Source organism: Geobacillus sp. TFV-3 (assembly GCF_009901865.1).
GTDB classification, from domain to species: domain Bacteria; phylum Bacillota; class Bacilli; order Bacillales; family Anoxybacillaceae; genus Geobacillus; species Geobacillus thermoleovorans_A.
Genome location: NZ_MPSP01000001.1, coordinates 3,362,514 through 3,380,130, shown reverse-complemented (window position 1 = coordinate 3,380,130; position 17,617 = coordinate 3,362,514). Strand labels below are relative to the sequence as shown.

Sequence of the window (17,617 nt, the reverse complement as noted above, 5' to 3'; positions counted from 1 at the left end):
GAATGGAGGGAGCGGAAACGCTCCTTCTTTTTTCCACAAGGAAAGGAGCAAGAATGATGATATTCACATGTGAAGAACATGTCGACATTGCCATTGATCAATATGTAGATGAAACAGAACAGGCGCCAGATCTCCTGCCTGTGGACAACAGCGAAAAACAGTGTTATTTTTGCTCGAAACAAGCTGTATATGTCGTAGGAGGATAACAGTTTTTTCACAACATGTGGATATGTGTTGTGTATATGTGGATAAATCCTGTTGATAAGCTGTTTATAAGGAAGGGGTTGTTTGTGCATATTTCCATTGTCGCTGTGGGTAAAGTGAAGGAAAAATATTTAATCGCTGGAATTTATGAATATACAAAGCGTCTGTCCGCGTACGCCAAAATCGACATCATCGAAGTCGCTGATGAAAAAACGCCGGAGCGGGCGAGCGAACTTGAGGAGGAACAAATCAAAGAGCGCGAGGGAGAACGGCTGCTGGCGAAAATTCCGCATGACGCCCACGTCATCGCGCTCGCGATTGAAGGGAAGATGAAATCGTCCGAGCAATTCGCCGCCCGTCTCGACGAGCTCGCCACCTACGGCAAAAGCAAAGTGGTGTTCGTCATCGGCGGCTCGCTTGGTTTAAGCAAACAAGTGATGATGCGCGCCGATGAGACGCTGTCGTTTTCGAAAATGACGTTTCCACACCAGCTCATGCGCCTCATTTTGCTCGAGCAAATTTATCGTGCGTTTCGGATCAACAGGGGGGAACCGTACCATAAGTAAACGACGTTTTGTCATTCTGTAGGTGGTTGAAAATCAAGGGGTGCCGCATTGGTTTGACAGATAGCTAATCTTGATTATTAAGGTGTTATGCCAAATGACGTTTAGAAGGACGGTGAAAAACGATTATGTTTGCCAAATCGATGGAGTTCGTCGGGAAATAAGAGCCGATTTTACAAGACTTCTCAATTTGAGAAGATCCGGTTTTGAACTGCTTTTTCTCATTAAATCACCGGCCTTTTAGGAAGTATGGAAAGGAAAGAGGGGGGCGCCAAGGAAAAGTCAAGGGGGACCGTCTAATTTATGCAACTCCCCCGCATTGGGCTGATACTTTATTTTTGCCGCTTTCCTTCGAACGGAGCAATAAATGGTCGGCATAAATATACGCTTTTTCAATTGACATTGTTCCTTCTGCTTGACAAAAGTAAAGACCGAACGACGACGTATAGGCAATGGGACGTTTCGCCGCCATATAATCGACCAACACAGTGCTATGGCGCACGGCTTCCCGCATCTCCTCGACGAGTCGGACGCTCTCTTCAAACGTGCGATTACGCAAAAACATCGTAAATTCTTCGCCGCCGCTGCGGAACAAAAAATCCCCCTCTTTAAGAAACTGTTTCAAGGTTGAGGCGAAATGGCGGATTACCTCGTCGCCGACGGCATGATTGTATGTGTCGTTGATCGTTTTGAAATTGTCGATATCAGCGACGACCACGCCGATCCATTCGCCTGTTCCGTTTAACTTGGCGATTGTTTGATCCATATAGGCGCGGTTGTGGACGCCGGTCAAAAAGTCGGTGTATGCCATTTTTTCAAACTGGTCGCGTTCTAGTTTATGCTGAATGCTTTGCGATTTGGAAAAGAACGAACGGCTGACGAAGTAATTCAGCAAAAATAAGCTTAAGAGCATATCCCACCGCTGTTCTTGCAAAAAAAGAAATAACAGGCCGTTTGTCAGCGCTGTTTTCCCCATGTCCATCCAGCTTCTCGTCTTAATAAAATCCAACGCCTCACGCTGCGTCTGAATATCGCCGGTCATATAAAAAACGATGATCAGGCAGCAGTCCGCCAAAAAAGAAACGACGATGACGAGCAGGAAAATAAGCAGCCAAAAACCGATGAGCGGAACAGATTGAAACAGCGGATGAAGAAGATTGTATAAAGCAAACGCCAGTGAATTGAACGTTACAAAAGAGCCGATATTGTACAATGTATGCAGCCATTCATCCGGTTCCGCTGTTTTCAAATATTTTTTTGCCATATGTTCAGTCAAGCGAAACAAGGTTTCAAAGATAAACAGCCCGAGCGGGCCGGCAAATAAGGCGAACGATAAGCTATAGTTAATGCCGTAATCAACAGGAATATTGTTTTTCGTTTTGTCGATGACGCGCAAGTGTGAATACAAGATGGAAAACAGCCAATAAAACAGCAAAGCGATGACATAGGTGCGATCGAAGGAAGGCGGTTTTGACACAAAAACAACAGCAATGGACGCGGAAAAAACAGCAAAAATGATCGGTCGTGCTCGGAGTAACATCTCGGCTCTCTCTCCTATAAAATCTGACCTCTGACAACTTCGGCGCTGGCGAAGTGATGCCAAAAAAGAGGATGGCCACTCACATGCCAGTGGCTTTCAGCAAAAATACAAGTTGTGGAAGACGATGGCGAATGATCAATTTGGACACTGCCATAGAATGAATATGTTCCCAATTGGAACAAACGAACGTATAGTTACATCTATTATAGTACTATATACACAATTTTGGAAATAGGAGAAATGGCGTTGTTTTTCGCCTTTTTTCCACAAAATTTGACACATATTGAGTAAAAGCTGGCTCAAATCGATGCCGATTCTTTTTAGTGAACAATACAGCTGGATCGTGCTTGTTTTGCTGAATGAAAAGGGAAGCAGATAAAGCATGGGTGGTGCTTCCAGTATAGCTAGCGCGATTGCGGCGTTGTCGGCGACGGAAAGGCCGGAAATATCGTATCGCCGAATCCGAATACGATTGCGGCGGCTGAGGTGTTTGGCGCTTCTCTTTTCCCGCTCATGACGGCTACGGGCAGCCATGGCTTGCTCGTGGCATTAGCATGTTGGCCGGCTTGTTTGCGCACAAAGGAAGCAGCGCTTCGGTTGGCGAACAACATTATAGTTGGAGGGTGCTGCATCGTTTATGCCAAGGCGGCCGTTCCCGATGACTTTTGGTTGCCAGTGTTTGGATGGAGACAAAAGAGGAGGGAAAAAGAATGAAAATCGTCATTGCCCCTGATTCGTTTAAAGAAAGCCTTTCTGCGCTCGAAGTCGCCGAGGCGGTCGAGCGTGGATTTCGGGCGGTGTTTCCGGATGCAGAATACATCAAAGTGCCTATGGCTGACGGCGGGGAAGGAACGGTGCGGTCGCTCGTTGACGCGACCGGCGGCCGCATCGTTGAAACGGAAGTGACCGGACCGCTCGGTGAGCCAGTGCGGGCGTTTTTCGGCTTGCTTGGTGACGGGAAAACAGCGGTGATTGAGATGGCGGCCGCTTCGGGGCTGCACCTTGTCCCGCGCGACAGGCGCAATCCGTTGGTGACGACGACGCGGGGGACAGGCGAGCTGATTCGAGCGGCGCTTGACGCCGGCGCCACTCATTTGATTGTCGGCATTGGCGGCAGCGCGACAAACGACGGCGGGGCCGGCATGGTGCAAGCGCTCGGAGCGCGGCTGTTGGACCGTGACGGCCGCGACATCGGCCCGGGCGGCGGGGCGCTGGCCGATTTGCATACCATTGATCTTTCTGAACTCGATCCACGCCTTGCGTCAGTCCGAATTGACGTCGCGTGTGATGTCGACAACCCGCTCACCGGACCGAAAGGAGCGTCCGCCATTTTTGGCCCGCAAAAAGGAGCGACGCCGGACATGGTCGCGGTCCTCGACCAGAATTTAGCGCATTACGCTGATATTATCCGCCGCGAGCTCGGCAAACAAGTCGGCGACATTCCCGGCGCTGGCGCGGCCGGCGGTTTGGGGGCGGGGCTGCTCGCGTTTCTCCCGGCCGAGCTGAAGCGCGGCGTGGAGATTGTGATCGAGACGGTTCAGCTCGCGGAGCGCGTCAAAGACGCTGACTTGGTCATCACCGGCGAAGGGCGGATCGATGGACAGACGGTGTTCGGCAAAACGCCGATCGGCGTCGCCAAGACGGCGAAACAGTTCGGCGTCCCCGTCATCGGCATCGCCGGGTCGTTGGGCGACGACAGCGCCGTCGTGTTGGATCATGGCATCGACGCGCTGTTTACGATCGTGCCCGGCGTCGTGCCGCTTGAAAAAGCGTTGGAGCAGGCAGAACATTATGTGACACAAACGGCGCGGCATATTGCTTCTGTGTATCGTCTCGGTCAGATGAAAGGGACATCTTCCTCCTAAGCGGGGAAGATGATGGGATTTCTTCATGGGTGAAATCCTATTGTTGAACGGCATGTTCTGTTCAGCCGTCCCCTTCTCGGGTGGACAATAGAAAAAGGTGTCCTCTTGCCTTTGGGGACACCTTTTTTGTATGTTGCAACCCATTGATTGAGGCAGTCAGCCGTTTATTTGCCTGCCCGCGGCCATGAGGCCATCGCCTCAAGCATCCCGCGGATCGTGAACCGGCCAAATTGGTGCGGCAAAATGAAGTGGTCGCCTTGGCGGATCGCGTATATCCGCTCATGATGAACGAGCTCACCTTCGCCTTTTAGGATGCTGACGATGAGAAACGGTTTCGTCTGTTCTGACGCGAACACGTCATGGACGTCCCATTTTTGGACGCCGAAGTAGTCTCCTTCCACGAAGGTCGTCACCGTCGCGCCGGGAAATTCGGCGACATGGGGGCGGACATCGATGTCGCGATGCGGAACGGTCGTGACGTCAATCGCTTTCTCGAGATGAAGCTCGCGCTTCCGCCCTTGGCTGTCGACGCGGTCGTAATCGTAGACGCGGTAGGTTGTATCCGAGCTTTGCTGCGTCTCAAGGACGAGCGTCCCTTCGCAAAGGGCGTGGATCGTGCCGCTCGGGACATAGAAGAAGTCGCCGGGGCGGATCGGCACTTTCCGCAGCAAACGATCCCATTCGCCCGCCTCCATCATCGCGCGCAGCTCTCCTTTCGTTTCGGCATAATGGCCGTAAATGAGCTTAGCGCCCGGCTTGCAGTCAATGATGTACCAGCACTCCGTTTTGCCGAGCTCTCCGCCTTCATGCGTTTTCGCGTATTCATCATCCGGGTGGACTTGGACCGACAAATCAGCGTTGGCATCTAAAATCTTCGTCAACAACGGAAAGCGGTCAGACGGAAAATGGCCGAACAAGTCGCGACGTTCCTCCCATAATTGCCCGAGCGTCATTCCGGCAAACGGTCCGCGGGCGACGACCGTCTGCCCGTGCGGATGGGCGGACACCGCCCAGCATTCCCCTGTTTGCGAAGACGGAATGTCATAGCCGAATCGTTCGGCCAGCTTCGTGCCGCCCCAAATGCGCTCTTGAAAGACAGGGGTGAGAAAAATCGGTTCAAGGTCCATGCGTCATCCCTCCCGAAAACATCATGCAACATGCAGTCCACTCTAATTTTCATCTTATCACGAAATGCGCCATCGGCAAATGAAAACGATAAGGGGGTTAGGAACATACGATCCCAACCCCCATTGGAACTCAAGGTCGACATGCCGACTGCGATAGTGTTCTTCACGCGCCGCCGTCCTGCGTCAGCGCGTCACGTCGCGTCATCAAGTTCAATGCGCGCGAGCGGCTGTTTCGCCGGTCCTTCGATCACATGGCCATCGATCGAGAAGCGCGAGCCATGACATGGGCAGTCCCATGTCCGGTCGCCGCTGTTCCACTCCAGCTCGCAGCCCATATGGGTGCACGTCGTGTCGACGACATGGAGCATCCCGGCTTCGTTCTTATAGGCGCCGGCCCGTTTCCCGTTGACCGAGACAACCGCCCCTTCGCCGCGCGCCAAATCTTGCGGCCGCCGAACGGCCGGTTCCATTTTCCCGGACAATAAATGTTTGGCGACATCGAGGTTTGTCGTGAAAAACTGTTTAATGCTCGGATCGGCGTAAAAGCGCGACGGCGAGTACAAGTCGCGGTATCGGTTGTCGCGGCCGAGGATGAGGTCAGACAAAAGCATCCCGGCGACCGTCCCGTTCGTCATCCCCCACTTCCGGTACCCTGTCGCGACATAAATGTTTGGCGTCCCTGCCGTCATCGGGCCGATGTACGGCACTTTGTCCAGCGTCGTCAAATCTTGGGCCGACCAACGGTAACGGATATCGTCCACCGTAAACAGCTGCGAAGCGAACGAAGACAGCGCCTCGTAATGGCGCATCGTCGGCACGCCTTGGCCGGTTTTATGGTTTTCGCCGCCGATCAAGATGAGCGTCTCGCCGCCTGCCGTTGCGAAGCGAACCGAGCGCTTCGGTTCATCGGCGCTTAAATACATGCCGCCCGGGTACGGTTCAGCGATCGTCACTCCCAATACGTACGACCGTTCGGCATACATGCGCGAAAAGTAAAACCCGCCGTCGTAAAACGGAAAATGGGAGCAGACGGCGACATAGTCACACTCAACCCGTTTTTTGTCGCGCGTTGTGACTGCTAGCCGTCTTCCTTGCTCGATGTCCGCCGCCGGCGTGTGCTCGTAAATGGCGCCGCCGGCCTGCGTGATGGCGTTAACGAGCTTGACTAAATATTTGAGCGGGTGGAACTGTGCCTGCCGCTTCATCACAACCGCTGCTGCCACCGGCAGCGGGAGCGGGATCGACTCAACGAAGGCGCCGTCAATACCGAGCCGTTCGTACGCTTCCCATTCTTTCATTATTTTTTGGAAATAAGAGGAAGATGTCGTATAAATATAGGCATCTTGCTCGCAAAAATCGCAGTCGATCTGTTGCTCTTCGATCGTGCGGCGGATAAACTGGAGTGCGTCCACGCAGGCGTCATAATAGAGCCGCGCCTTTTCTGCACCGAAATGGTTGAGAAATTCATCATAGACGAGATCGTGCTGGGCGGTGATTTTCGCTGTCGTATGGCCGGTCGTGCCGTTCAGGAGCCGGTCGGCTTCCAGAAGGGCGACGCGCGCCCCTTGCGTCGCCAGCAAATAAGCGGTTGTAATGCCGGAAATGCCGCCGCCGATGACCGCGACGTCGACGGAAATGTCCCCATCGAGCTTCGGAAACGACGGAAGTGAAACGGAATCGCGCCAGTAAGGCTCTACGGTGGAAGGAAGGGACGACATCACTACACCTCCTTGGTTGTCAATATTGTCTTCTGTAGTTTTCCTTTTATCAGGCGAACTATTCCACATATCCACAACTGTTTTCTTTTTTGGCAACCGGTCCGCAAGAAGAGTGAAAGATGATACAATAGAAAAAAGAGGACAAAACTGTTTTGCAAAAATAATGTCAAAGGAAGATCAGGAGTGAATAAATATACAAATTCGTTTCATGAACGCGCCAACGCGATGGCAGACAGCCTGATTTTAGAGCATTACAGCTTAAGCGAGCTCAATTTTGAGACCGTCAGCCATTACCGCGAGCGGTTCGCGCGAGTGAAGCCGGGCCATCCGTGGAACGGTCTTGAGACAAAAGAATTTTTGTACAAAATCGGCGCGTGGGGCAAGCTGCGCGACAGCAGCAAAGAAGGGCTGACGCTCGCGGGATTGTTGATGTTCAGTGAGGAGCGGATCATCACCGAGGTGCTGCCGCAATACTTTTTGGAATATCGAGAGCACGCTGACGGTGAAGCGGCAGGATGGACGAAGCGGTTCACATCGCAGGACGGTACATGGTCAGGCAACATTTACGATTTTTATTTTCGCGTGTTGGCTGAGCTGGAGCGTCACGTTTGGTCGGATGAAGGGCGTGCTCTGCTTGGGGAGGCGCTCGCTAATGCCATCGTTCATGCCGATTATGGGGAGGAAGGCGGCATCACCGTCGAAAAAGAGGATCGTTCATTTTGCTTTGCCAACCCGGGACGGTTCCGCATCCCGATTGAAGCGGCAATGGCGGGGCATATGAGCAATTTGCGCAACCCGAATATCTTTAAAATGTTTTTGTTGATCGACGTATGCAAACGCGCGGGATCGGGCCTCAAGCGAATGTGCGATATGCAGGAACAGGTGCTTGCTTGCCCGATCGATATCTTGCAGCAAACGAATCCGGACCGTACAATCGTTGTGTTATGTCCGCTGCCATTTCCAGCTGAAATTAGCGCAACAATGGAAACAGAGCCGGCTGGACAGCTGGAACAGTCGAAACCTGAATGGCTGGATCCGGGCAGCGGACAGGAAACCGAGAGCTTCGTAACTAACGAACTAAGCTCCGTAAATACAGACACCAACCCCGTTAATAACGGAGGAAACTTCGTAAATATAACAAAAAACTCCGTAAACAGTGGATCGAACTCCGTAAAAAACGACTTTGACTCCGTAAATAGAACTTCGGACTCTATAAATAAAGAGCTGGGGTTCGTAAATAGTTTGCTTAGCTCCGTAAACAACGACATCCGTATGCATGACAGCGACGAAAAAAGGGAAACGATCGACGAACGGCTATGGAAGATGGCGGAATTAGCACGGCGAAAAAAACGGTTGGCTCCAGCAGTCATGGAACAATTGATCGTTCGATTATGCCGCGAGCGGCCGCTGCGTCTGAAAGAGCTGGCAGAGCTGCTCGAACGGACGCCGGATGGGTTGCGCAACAATTATTTAGGAAAGCTGTTGGAGGAAGGGAAAATCCGCTTAAAATACCCGGATCAACCCAATCATCCTCGCCAAGCCTATATGGCGGCCGATGAATGAAAAGGTTGGAGGGGAGTTCACACCCAACCGGGCTTCCTATTTCAATCATCAGTCTTTCTAGAAGACCGGTGATTGAAATGGATATAAAGATTTACACAGATATTTCTCAATTTGAAAAACCTTGCAACATCGTGTTTTCTTTTCTCTGCGATTCCTCATGGATCGAGCGAATCCATTGTTTTTCACCAGCCTTCTATTATATATAGATGCAACGAAAAAGTTTAACATATCCTTGACGGAAAAGTGGCTTGTCCATTTTTCGGCTGTTGAAGGCAAGCCACAGGCTTGCTCCCGTCACGCCAAGGCGTGACGGAAGACCGAACAACCACCCGCTTCACAGACCCATACATGGATCTGGAAGCGGCGTTGTTCGTTCCCCCGACAGTCTCGATCCAATGCTCGGGACAAGCGACAAATGTTAAAGCTTCAAATTGCATCTATATAGATGCAACGAAAACGTTTAACATATCCTTGGCGGAGAAGCCACTTATTTTTTCGACTGACGAGGCAAGCCGTAGGCTCGCCCCCGTCACGCCAAGGCGTGACGGAAGACCGAACAACCACCCGCTTCACAGACCCATACATGGATCTGGAAGCGGCGTTGTTCGTTCCCCCGACAGTCTCGATCCAATGCTCGGGACAAGCGACAAATGTTAAAGCTTCAAATTGCATCTATATAGATGCAACGAAAACGTTTAACATATCCTTGGCGGAGAAGCCACTTATTTTTTCGACTGACGAGGCAAGCCGTAGGCTCGCCCCCGTCACGTCAAGACGTGACGGAAGACCCAACAACTACTAGCTTCACAGACCCATACATGGGTCTGTGAAGCGGCGTTGTTCGGTCGCCCGACAGTCGATAAAAGCTGCAAATGGTAAAACTTCAAATTGCATCTATAATAGAGGGAATCAGCATCTGCGCGCCTACGATTCTCAAAGAAAAAAGGATCCCGCGATCAAATGGGATCCTTTTCATACTTGTCATCCAGCTTGCTTTTCTTCGGCTTGTCCATGCTGACGACGATGCATTCCTTTGGCGAAGTATACTGCCGTCAAAAGCAGCAGCCAGGCTGGGCCGATGATCAAGGCGATGCGCGTATCTGGGAAATACGCCATTAGAGCGGCAACGCCGATCAAAAAGGCAAGCGACACGTATGAGCTGTACGGATAAAGCGGAAGTTTGAACGTGAGACGTTTTACTTGTTCCGCGCTCAACTGTTTGCGGAATTTCAGCTGGGACAGCAAAATTACCGCCCATGTCCAAATGGCGCCGAATGTGGCGATGCTTGTCACCCATTGGAACACTTTTTCCGATACGTAGTTCAAATAGACGCCGACAAGCATGACAAGCGCAGTGGCGATCAAGGCCGCGCCCGGAATGCCGCGCTTTGTCAGCCGGCCGAATGCGCTCGGCGCTTCTTGCTGTTCAGCAAGGTTAAACAGCATCCGGCTCGTGCTGAAAATGCCGCTGTTGCACGACGACAAGGCGGCGGTCAAGACGACAAAGTTGATGATGCCAGCCGCGGCGTGAATCCCGATTTTTTCAAACGTCAGCACGAACGGGCTTCCCTTTTCGCCAATTTCGTTCCAAGGATAAATGGACATGATGACAAACAGTGCCCCAACGTAGAAGATCAAAATGCGCCAAAAGACGCTGTTAATCGCTTTCGTCAACGACTTTTGCGGATTTTTCACTTCCCCGGCCGTTACGCCGATCATCTCAATGCCCAAATAGGCGAACATGACCATTTGCAGCGACATCAAAACGCCGCTGATCCCGTGCGGGAAGAAGCCGCCGTGCTTCCAAAGATTGTGGATGCCGGTGGCGACGCCGCCGTTGCCGATGCCAAAGAGGATCATGCCAAGGCCGATGATGATCATGGCGACGATCGTCACGATTTTGATTAACGCAAACCAAAATTCAAACTCCCCGTACGCTTTCACCGCGAGAAAGTTGATGAACGTCATGAGCACCAGCGCGGCAAGCGCCCACACCCAGCGCGGCGTGCCGGGGAACCAAAACTGCATGTAAATGCCGACAGCCGTAATTTCAGCGATGCATGTGACCACCCATAAAAACCAATAATTCCAGCCGGTCAAGTAGCCAGCGAGCGGACCTAAATATTGATAAGCATAGCGGCTGAACGAACCGGCAACCGGGTGTTCGACTGCCATTTCACCCAGCGCGCGCATGATAAAAAACATAATGGCGCCGCTGACCGCATAGCCGAGCAAAATCGCCGGTCCAGCCATCTCAATCGCGGACGCCGAACCGAGGAATAAGCCGACGCCGATCGCTGCACCGAGCGACATGAGCGAGATATGCCGTTCTTCTAAGCCTCGATGCAATTGCGGCTGTTTTTGCTCCATTGTTTCTCCTCCTTTTAATAATAAATAATATTTTTTGGAAAAGTATTTTTTAAGCGCTTACATTATAATACTAACCGATAGAGAAAGAGGTTGTAAATGAGCAATGTTTTCAAGTTATTATATATTTAATAATCTGAATAGTATTTAAAAATATAAGAATTGCTTTGGCATCCTGTCATTTTGTACAATGGGAAACACAGAATACGGTGGGCTTGGAAAGGGGGATGCGTTGTGGAAGAACGGGAAGCGGCATCATTTTTGGAACAGCTGCGGCACGAAGGGCTGATCACCGAATCGACGCGTCCGGTTTGGGAAATGATTTTGCCAAGGAGGCTTCGACGGATGTATGAGGTTTTGAATGAGCGCACCCGCTATATTACCGTCTTGATCGAAGCGGTCGATGACCCGCATAACCAAGCGGCGGTGCTGCGGACGGCTGAAGCGTTTGGCGTTCAAGACGTTCATATCGTGACGGGAAAGGCGCCGTTTTCGCCGAACCGGCTTGTGACCCGCTATGCCGATCAGTGGCTGACGCTCCACCATAAGCCAGATATCAAAACGGCCATTGCCGACTTGAAACAGCAAGGGTATCAAGTGTATGCAAGCTATCTTGGTGAGGGGACGATTCCGGTTTCCGAGATCGATCTGTCCCAACCGACAGCGCTGTTGTTTGGCAATGAACATAGCGGCGTGTCGGAAGAGGCGCTCTGCTTGGCGGACGGAACGTTTGTCATTCCGATGTACGGTTTTGTGCAAAGCTTTAACATTTCCGTCGCCGCCGCGTTGGCGCTCTATGATGTCACCGAGCGGGCGCGCCGCCAAGCAGGGGAGCGCTACTATTTATCGTTCGGGGAGAAAAAGGTGTTGTATGAACAGTGGATGTGGCAAACGTTAAATCCACGAATCCGCAAACAATTGGAACAACAAGGATATACAATACAAAACAACGGAGGACAGCCGGGTTCCTTTCAATAAAGAATCCGGCTGTTTTTTATGGCGTATTTTTCCGCAACTCCCCTTTATCATCAATATTTCCCTAAACGAGGAAAACAAGTGGCGATTTGTTGAACAATGATTGAACAGTTTGTGACAAATGTTTTGCCGATTTATGAACTTTTTCGCTCGTTCGTTTCAAACATTTTCAATTTTGATATGGTAGAGACAGAAGAAAATGCATGGAAGGCCCCAAAGTGGCTGGGGCGGAAGAGGGAGGACCGATAGCGATGAAACGGGCGAGATGGCGCGCCGTGCTGGTTTTGCCGCTTTTGTTTTTGCTTGGGGGGTGCGTGGAGCGCACCGCTGTGCTCAATCCGCAAGGGCCGGTGGCGCGCATGCAGTATGATTTGATCATGTGGTCGGTCGGCTTTATGTTGTTCATTATTGTTGTTGTGTTTACGTTATTTGCCGTTTTTCTCATTCGTTATCGCGAGAAGCCGGAAAATGCCGGCTATGAGCCGCCGGATGAGGAAGGGAACACGCTGCTTGAAGTTGTCTGGACGGCCATTCCGATTTTGATCGTCGCGGCGCTCGCTGTTCCGACAGTGAAGGCGACGTTTGCGTTGGAAAAGCCGCCGACTGAGAAAATTGAACCGATCACGATTCATGTGACGGCGGCGAACTGGAAATGGATTTTCAGCTATCCGGAAGAAAACATTGAAACGGTCAACTACGTCCATATTCCCGCCGGTGTGCCGGTTAAGTTTAAACTGACTTCGGTCGGGCCGATGAACTCGTTTTGGGTGCCGGAATTAGGCGGGCAAAAATACGCGATGGATGGCATGGAGACGGAGTTGATTTTGCAAGCCGACAAGCCAGGTTCCTACATGGGGCGGAGCGCCAACTTTTCCGGGGAAAAGTTCGCTCATATGGAGTTTGAGGTCGTCGCGCAAACGGGAGATGACTTCCGCAAATGGGTGAATGAAGTGAAACAAACCGCCCCGAAGCTCGATGAGAAAAAATATGCACAAATTTTAAAACCGGGGCTTGTCGGGCGGATGACGTTTTCGAACACCCACTTAGAATGGATTGACCACGCAAAACAGAACAGCCATCATGCAGATGGAAAGCGAATGAAAAATGACGATCAAAGCGATGAAGCGATGACAGAGAGCCATCACCATGGCGAATAGGAAAGGGGGAGTGAAAGGTGAAATGGAGTGAGTTTTTTGTCACTGGCGAGCCGCTCATTTATGCGGCCGATGTCGCCATCGTCTTGACAATGGTCGGCATTGTGTTCGTGTTGACATATTTTAAAAAGTGGAAATGGCTGTGGAACGAATGGCTCACGACGGTGGACCATAAAAAAATCGGCGTCATGTACATTATTTGCGCGGTGCTCATGCTGTTCCGCGGCGGCGTCGATGCGCTTTTGATGCGGGCGCAGCTGACGGCTCCTAATATGAAATTTCTTGATGCCCAGCACTATAATGAAATTTTTACGACGCACGGGACGATTATGATCTTGTTTATGGCGATGCCGTTCATCATTGGACTGATGAACATCGTCGTTCCGCTGCAAATCGGGGCGCGCGACGTCGCGTTTCCATATTTGAATGCGTTAAGCTTTTGGCTCTTTTTCTTCGGTGCGTTGCTGTTTAACATTTCATTCGTCATCGGCGGATCGCCGGATGCCGGTTGGACGGCGTACTTTCCGCTCGCCGGCAACGAATTCAGCCATGGCGTCGGCAACAACTACTATGCCGTTGCCTTGCAAATTTCCGGGATCGGGACGTTGATGACCGGGATCAACTTCCTTGTGACGATTTTAAAAATGCGCGCGCCAGGCATGACATTGATGCGCATGCCGATGTTTACGTGGACGATTCTCATTACGTGCGTGCTCATTATTTTTGCGTTCCCGGTATTGACCGTCGCCTTGGCATTAATGACGTTCGACCGCGTATTTGGCACGCAATTTTTCACGATGGCCAATGGCGGCATGTCGATGTTATGGGCGAACTTGTTCTGGATTTGGGGTCACCCGGAAGTATATATCGTCATTTTGCCTTCGTTCGGCATTTTCTCGGAGGTCGTCAGCACGTTTGCCGGGAAGCGTCTGTTCGGTTATAAGGCCATGGTCGGTTCGATCGTCGGCATTGCGTTCCTGAGCTTTATCGTTTGGGTGCACCACTTCTTTACGATGGGTGCGGGGCCGGCCGTGAACTCCGCCTTCTCGATCACGACGATGGCGATCGCGATCCCGACTGGGGTGAAAATTTTCAACTGGTTGTTTACGATCCGAAAAGGGAAAATTCGTTTTACAACGGCGATGCTTTGGTCGCTGGCGTTCATCCCGAACTTTGTCATCGGCGGCGTGACAGGTGTGATGCTGGCGATGGCGGCGGCCGATTACCAATACCATAACAGCTATTTTCTCATCGCCCACTTCCATTACGTGTTGATTGCCGGTACGGTGTTCGCCTGCTTTGCTGGCTTGCATTACTGGTATCCGAAAATGTTTGGCCATATTTTAAACGAGCGGCTCGGCAAATGGACGTTTTGGCTGTTTATGATCGGCTTTAACGTCTGCTTCTTCCCGATGTATTTCCTCGGGCTGATGGGGATGACGCGCCGCATGTACACGTACTCGGCTGGTCTCGGCTGGACGCCGCTGAACGTTGTTGCGACGGTTGGGGCGGCCTTGATGGGTATCGGATTTATCGTGCTTTGCTATAACATTTACTACAGCGCCCGCTACGGCGAGCGCGACATGACCGGCGACCCGTGGAACGGGCGGACGCTCGAGTGGGCGACCGCGTCGCCGCCGGTGCATTACAACTTCCCGGTGACGCCGGTCGTCGAAGATGTAGATGCGTATTGGGTGATGAAGAAAAAATACGGCGGCTTCCACGTGAAAGAGGAAGATTTGAAGCCGATCCATATGCCAAGCAACTCAGGACGCCCGTTTTGGATGTCGGTCGCGTTTTTCGTCGCCGGATTCGGCCTCGTGTTCAAATGGTTTGCGTTGGCCATTGTCGGCGCGTTGTTCATTGTGCTTGGGTTGATTCTCCGTTCATTTGAAGATGATGATGGCTACTATATTCCGGTTGATGAGATTAAACGAATGGAGCAGGCGGCGCGAAAGGGGGCGTAACGAATGGGAGAAGCTGCACATCGCTATGATGAAACGCTGCCGCTGGAGTATCGGACACAAGAGAGTCGGTTGAACATATTGGGCTTTTGGATTTTCCTCGGGGCGGAAGTCGCGTTGTTTGCGACGCTATTTGCAACGTATCTCGTCTTGTTCCAACGGACCGGCTTGGGGCCGACGGCAGGCGAGCTGTTTGAGGTAAAAGACGTTCTGATTGAAACGCTGTTGCTTTTAACGAGCAGTTTTACGTGCGGGCTGGCCATTTTTGAAATGCGCCGCGGCCGCATGAGCGGGCTCATCGCTTGGCTGCTGGTGACGCTTTTGCTTGGCGCCGGGTTTATTACGTTTGAAATTCGCGAGTTCATCCATTACGTCCATGAAGGAGCGACGATGCAGACGAGCGCGTTTTTATCAAGCTTTTTCGTGCTCGTCGGCACACACGGCGCCCACGTCAGTTTAGGAATTGGCTGGATGATTTTGATCATCATCCAGCTCCTCCAGCGCGGCTTTACGCCGAAAACAGCGCGGAAAGTGTTTATCGTCAGCCTATATTGGCACTTTTTAGACGTCGTTTGGATTTTCATCTTCACGCTCGTCTATTTGTTAGGGATGGTGATTTAACATGGGGGCGAACGGCCATCACGAATCATTTCCGTGGAAACATATCATCGGGTTTTTGTTGTCGCTCGTCTTGACGTTTGCTGCCCTTTGGGTGGCGCTCTCATCCGGGCTGCCGCTCAAAGCGGTCATTGTCATCATTGTCGTGTTTGCGGTGATGCAAGCAAGCTTGCAGCTGTTTATGTTCATGCACGTGACCGAAAGCGACAGCGGCCGTATTCAAACATTCAACATGGCGTACAGCTTCTTTATCGCCGTTGTCGTTGTCGCTGGTTCGATTTGGGTGATGCAGTTTGTGTTGTAGCGTGGAGCTGGCCTCATGGCAGGCCGGCTTTTTTCATAATGATAGAGCGTTGGTGTTTGGGGACGGATGGACTGCAGAGCTTTGGTCGGGTCTGTTTAGGACTAGATGGACGGGAAGGGCCAGCTGGCGTCATTTCGGGCAGCCGGTTTAACTCATCACCATAACCGGCGGATTTTTGCCGAGGAGGAAAAAGCGCCTTGCCGGTTCAAGGCAAGGCGCTTTTTATAATACTTTTGACAAAAACGCTTTCGTCCGCTCGTGCTGCGGGCGGTCGAACAAATCTTCCGGCTTGCCTTCTTCGATAATGTAGCCGCCGTCCATAAACAGGACGCGGTCGCCGACTTCGCGGGCAAAGCCCATTTCATGGGTGACGACAACCATCGTCATCCCTTCATTGGCCAGCTGCTTCATCACCGACAGCACTTCGCCGACCATTTCCGGGTCAAGGGCGGATGTCGGCTCGTCAAACAACATGATTTTTGGTTCCATGGCGAGCGCCCGGGCGATGGCAACGCGTTGCGCCTGTCCGCCGGAGAGGGAGTCCGGGTAGGCGTGCGCTTTGTCTTTCAGCCCGACTTTGGCGAGCAGCTCCATCGCCTTCGTTTCCGCTTTTTCACGCGGCCATTTGCGCACTTTCATCGGTGCCAGCATGATATTGTTCAGCACCGTCATATGCGGAAACAAGTTAAAGCGCTGGAACACCATGCCCACTTCTTCACGCACTTTGTTTAAGTTCGTGTCTTTCGCTTTTAAGTTGATGCCGTCAATGATAATTTCACCTTCATCGAAATCTTCAAGCAAGTTTAAGCAACGCAAAAACGTCGATTTTCCTGAGCCGGATGGCCCGATGACAACGACCACTTCCCCTTCGCGAATATGGACATTGATCCCTTTCAGCACTTCAAGCGATCCAAACGATTTTTTCAACTGGCGTACGTCGATCATTGGGTCGAATACTTCCTTTCAAGATAGTGTAAGAGTTTGCTGAGGGAGAGGGTAAGCAACAAATAAATAAACGCGACTGTCAAATACGGCTCCCAGACGCGGTAATATTGCCCCTGTGCCGCTCTTCCCCAATACATCAGTTCCGGGGCGGCGATGACCAGTCCAAGCGAAGAATCCTTGATCAGGACAATAAATTCATTTGCAAACGGCGGAATCATCCGCTTCAGCGCCTGCGGCAAAATAATGTAGCGCATCGCCTGCGCGTGCGTCATGCCGAGCGAGCGGGCCGCTTCCATTTGCCCTTTGTCGATGGACTGGATGCCGGCGCGGAAAATTTCCGCCACATAGGCGGCCGAGTTGAGCGAAAGCGATACGATCAGTGAAACGGTTGCGCTTGGCTGGGCGAAAAAGATTGGCATGACACCGAAGTGAACGAGTAAAATTTGCACGACAAGCGGTGTGCCGCGGAAAAAGTTAATGTACCATGCAAAAGGCAACCGGATGAGGCGGTTGGTTGACATTTTGCCAAGGCCGATGATCAAGCCGAGAATTAAACCCGCAATAATGGCGGCGATCGAAACACCAATGGTCAGCAACAATCCGCGCAGGAAAAACGGGGCATATTCTATAATGATATCGAAACGGAAATCCATCGGTTCTCACCTTTCTTATGAAAAAGGCGTAACTTATGGCCAGTTACGCCTTTTTCA

General features: G+C 51.6%; 15 protein-coding genes. 9 read left to right on the top strand and 6 right to left on the bottom strand.

The window, feature by feature from the left end; genetic code table 11:
- Positions 1-53: 53 nt before the first annotated feature.
- Both BJQ97_RS17110 and rlmH read left to right on the top strand, forming a co-directional pair.
- Positions 54-206, top strand: a complete 153-nt coding sequence (locus BJQ97_RS17110) for a CxxH/CxxC protein (RefSeq protein ID WP_011232932.1) — start codon at positions 54-56, stop codon at positions 204-206.
- An 84-nt stretch (positions 207-290) separates the two neighbouring features.
- Positions 291-770, top strand: a complete 480-nt coding sequence (rlmH, locus tag BJQ97_RS17105; RefSeq protein WP_160157484.1) for a 23S rRNA (pseudouridine(1915)-N(3))-methyltransferase RlmH — start codon at positions 291-293, stop codon at positions 768-770.
- 298 nt (positions 771-1,068) lie between these two features.
- Here rlmH and BJQ97_RS17100 read toward each other — a convergent pair whose 3' ends face one another.
- Positions 1,069-2,307 (bottom strand): GGDEF domain-containing protein, encoded by a 1,239-nt coding sequence (locus tag BJQ97_RS17100; RefSeq protein ID WP_160157483.1) that lies wholly within the window; start codon positions 2,305-2,307, stop codon positions 1,069-1,071.
- A gap of 710 nt (positions 2,308-3,017) precedes the next feature.
- On the opposite strand from BJQ97_RS17100, the gene BJQ97_RS17095 reads away from it, so the two are divergent.
- Entirely contained in the window at positions 3,018-4,172 is a 1,155-nt protein-coding gene (locus BJQ97_RS17095) for a glycerate kinase (RefSeq protein ID WP_044732908.1), read from the top strand.
- Between the two features lie 164 nt (positions 4,173-4,336).
- On the opposite strand, the gene manA is transcribed toward BJQ97_RS17095, so the two are convergent.
- Together manA and BJQ97_RS17085 are read right to left on the bottom strand one after the other, a co-directional pair.
- Positions 4,337-5,299 (bottom strand): mannose-6-phosphate isomerase, class I, encoded by a 963-nt coding sequence (manA, locus tag BJQ97_RS17090; RefSeq protein WP_160157482.1) that lies wholly within the window; start codon positions 5,297-5,299, stop codon positions 4,337-4,339.
- 191 nt (positions 5,300-5,490) lie between these two features.
- Positions 5,491-7,017, bottom strand: coding sequence for an FAD-dependent oxidoreductase (locus tag BJQ97_RS17085; protein ID WP_160157481.1), 1,527 nt, complete (start codon positions 7,015-7,017; stop codon positions 5,491-5,493).
- A 183-nt stretch (positions 7,018-7,200) separates the two neighbouring features.
- Here BJQ97_RS17085 and BJQ97_RS17080 point away from each other — a divergent pair, with 183 nt between their 5' ends.
- Entirely contained in the window at positions 7,201-8,580 is a 1,380-nt protein-coding gene (locus BJQ97_RS17080) for a putative DNA binding domain-containing protein (RefSeq protein WP_160157480.1), read from the top strand.
- Positions 8,581-9,561: 981 nt separating this feature from the next.
- Here the strand turns inward: BJQ97_RS17080 and BJQ97_RS17075 are convergent.
- Positions 9,562-10,950, bottom strand: a complete 1,389-nt coding sequence (locus tag BJQ97_RS17075) for an amino acid permease (RefSeq protein WP_160157479.1) — start codon at positions 10,948-10,950, stop codon at positions 9,562-9,564.
- 231 nt (positions 10,951-11,181) lie between these two features.
- On the opposite strand from BJQ97_RS17075, the gene BJQ97_RS17070 reads away from it, so the two are divergent.
- From BJQ97_RS17070 to qoxD, 5 genes are all read left to right on the top strand, one after another.
- Complete coding sequence (locus BJQ97_RS17070) at positions 11,182-11,925, top strand: TrmH family RNA methyltransferase (protein ID WP_160157478.1); 744 nt, start codon at positions 11,182-11,184, stop codon at positions 11,923-11,925.
- Positions 11,926-12,173: 248 nt separating this feature from the next.
- A complete protein-coding gene (qoxA, locus tag BJQ97_RS17065; RefSeq protein WP_160157477.1) occupies positions 12,174-13,079 on the top strand; it encodes a cytochrome aa3 quinol oxidase subunit II in 906 nt (301 codons plus the stop codon).
- A gap of 17 nt (positions 13,080-13,096) precedes the next feature.
- The gene (gene qoxB / locus BJQ97_RS17060) at positions 13,097-15,043 is read left to right on the top strand and encodes a cytochrome aa3 quinol oxidase subunit I (protein ID WP_160157476.1); all 1,947 of its coding nucleotides are present in this window, start codon (positions 13,097-13,099) and stop codon (positions 15,041-15,043) included.
- Positions 15,044-15,046: 3 nt separating this feature from the next.
- Positions 15,047-15,661 (top strand): cytochrome aa3 quinol oxidase subunit III, encoded by a 615-nt coding sequence (gene qoxC / locus BJQ97_RS17055; RefSeq protein WP_160157475.1) that lies wholly within the window; start codon positions 15,047-15,049, stop codon positions 15,659-15,661.
- 1 nt (position 15,662) lies between these two features.
- The gene (gene qoxD / locus BJQ97_RS17050) at positions 15,663-15,962 is read left to right on the top strand and encodes a cytochrome aa3 quinol oxidase subunit IV (RefSeq protein ID WP_160157474.1); all 300 of its coding nucleotides are present in this window, start codon (positions 15,663-15,665) and stop codon (positions 15,960-15,962) included.
- A 222-nt stretch (positions 15,963-16,184) separates the two neighbouring features.
- On the opposite strand, the gene BJQ97_RS17045 is transcribed toward qoxD, so the two are convergent.
- Both BJQ97_RS17045 and BJQ97_RS17040 read right to left on the bottom strand, forming a co-directional pair.
- The gene (locus BJQ97_RS17045) at positions 16,185-16,907 is read right to left on the bottom strand and encodes an amino acid ABC transporter ATP-binding protein (protein WP_160157473.1); all 723 of its coding nucleotides are present in this window, start codon (positions 16,905-16,907) and stop codon (positions 16,185-16,187) included.
- Complete coding sequence (locus tag BJQ97_RS17040) at positions 16,904-17,560, bottom strand: amino acid ABC transporter permease (protein WP_023633306.1); 657 nt, start codon at positions 17,558-17,560, stop codon at positions 16,904-16,906. Before BJQ97_RS17040 ends, BJQ97_RS17045 begins: the two co-directional genes overlap by 4 nt.
- Positions 17,561-17,617: the final 57 nt, after the last annotated feature.

Coding starts and splice junctions, on each gene's coding strand:
- qoxD (WP_160157474.1), top strand. CDS start 15,663: ATGGGGGCGAACGGCCATCACGAATCATTTCCGTGGAAACATATCATC.
- manA (WP_160157482.1), bottom strand. CDS start 5,299: ATGGACCTTGAACCGATTTTTCTCACCCCTGTCTTTCAAGAGCGCATT.
- BJQ97_RS17085 (WP_160157481.1), bottom strand. CDS start 7,017: ATGTCGTCCCTTCCTTCCACCGTAGAGCCTTACTGGCGCGATTCCGTT.
- BJQ97_RS17045 (WP_160157473.1), bottom strand. CDS start 16,907: ATGATCGACGTACGCCAGTTGAAAAAATCGTTTGGATCGCTTGAAGTG.
- qoxA (WP_160157477.1), top strand. CDS start 12,174: ATGAAACGGGCGAGATGGCGCGCCGTGCTGGTTTTGCCGCTTTTGTTT.
- BJQ97_RS17100 (WP_160157483.1), bottom strand. CDS start 2,307: ATGTTACTCCGAGCACGACCGATCATTTTTGCTGTTTTTTCCGCGTCC.
- BJQ97_RS17110 (WP_011232932.1), top strand. CDS start 54: ATGATGATATTCACATGTGAAGAACATGTCGACATTGCCATTGATCAA.
- BJQ97_RS17040 (WP_023633306.1), bottom strand. CDS start 17,560: ATGGATTTCCGTTTCGATATCATTATAGAATATGCCCCGTTTTTCCTG.
- BJQ97_RS17075 (WP_160157479.1), bottom strand. CDS start 10,950: ATGGAGCAAAAACAGCCGCAATTGCATCGAGGCTTAGAAGAACGGCAT.
- qoxC (WP_160157475.1), top strand. CDS start 15,047: ATGGGAGAAGCTGCACATCGCTATGATGAAACGCTGCCGCTGGAGTAT.
- BJQ97_RS17095 (WP_044732908.1), top strand. CDS start 3,018: ATGAAAATCGTCATTGCCCCTGATTCGTTTAAAGAAAGCCTTTCTGCG.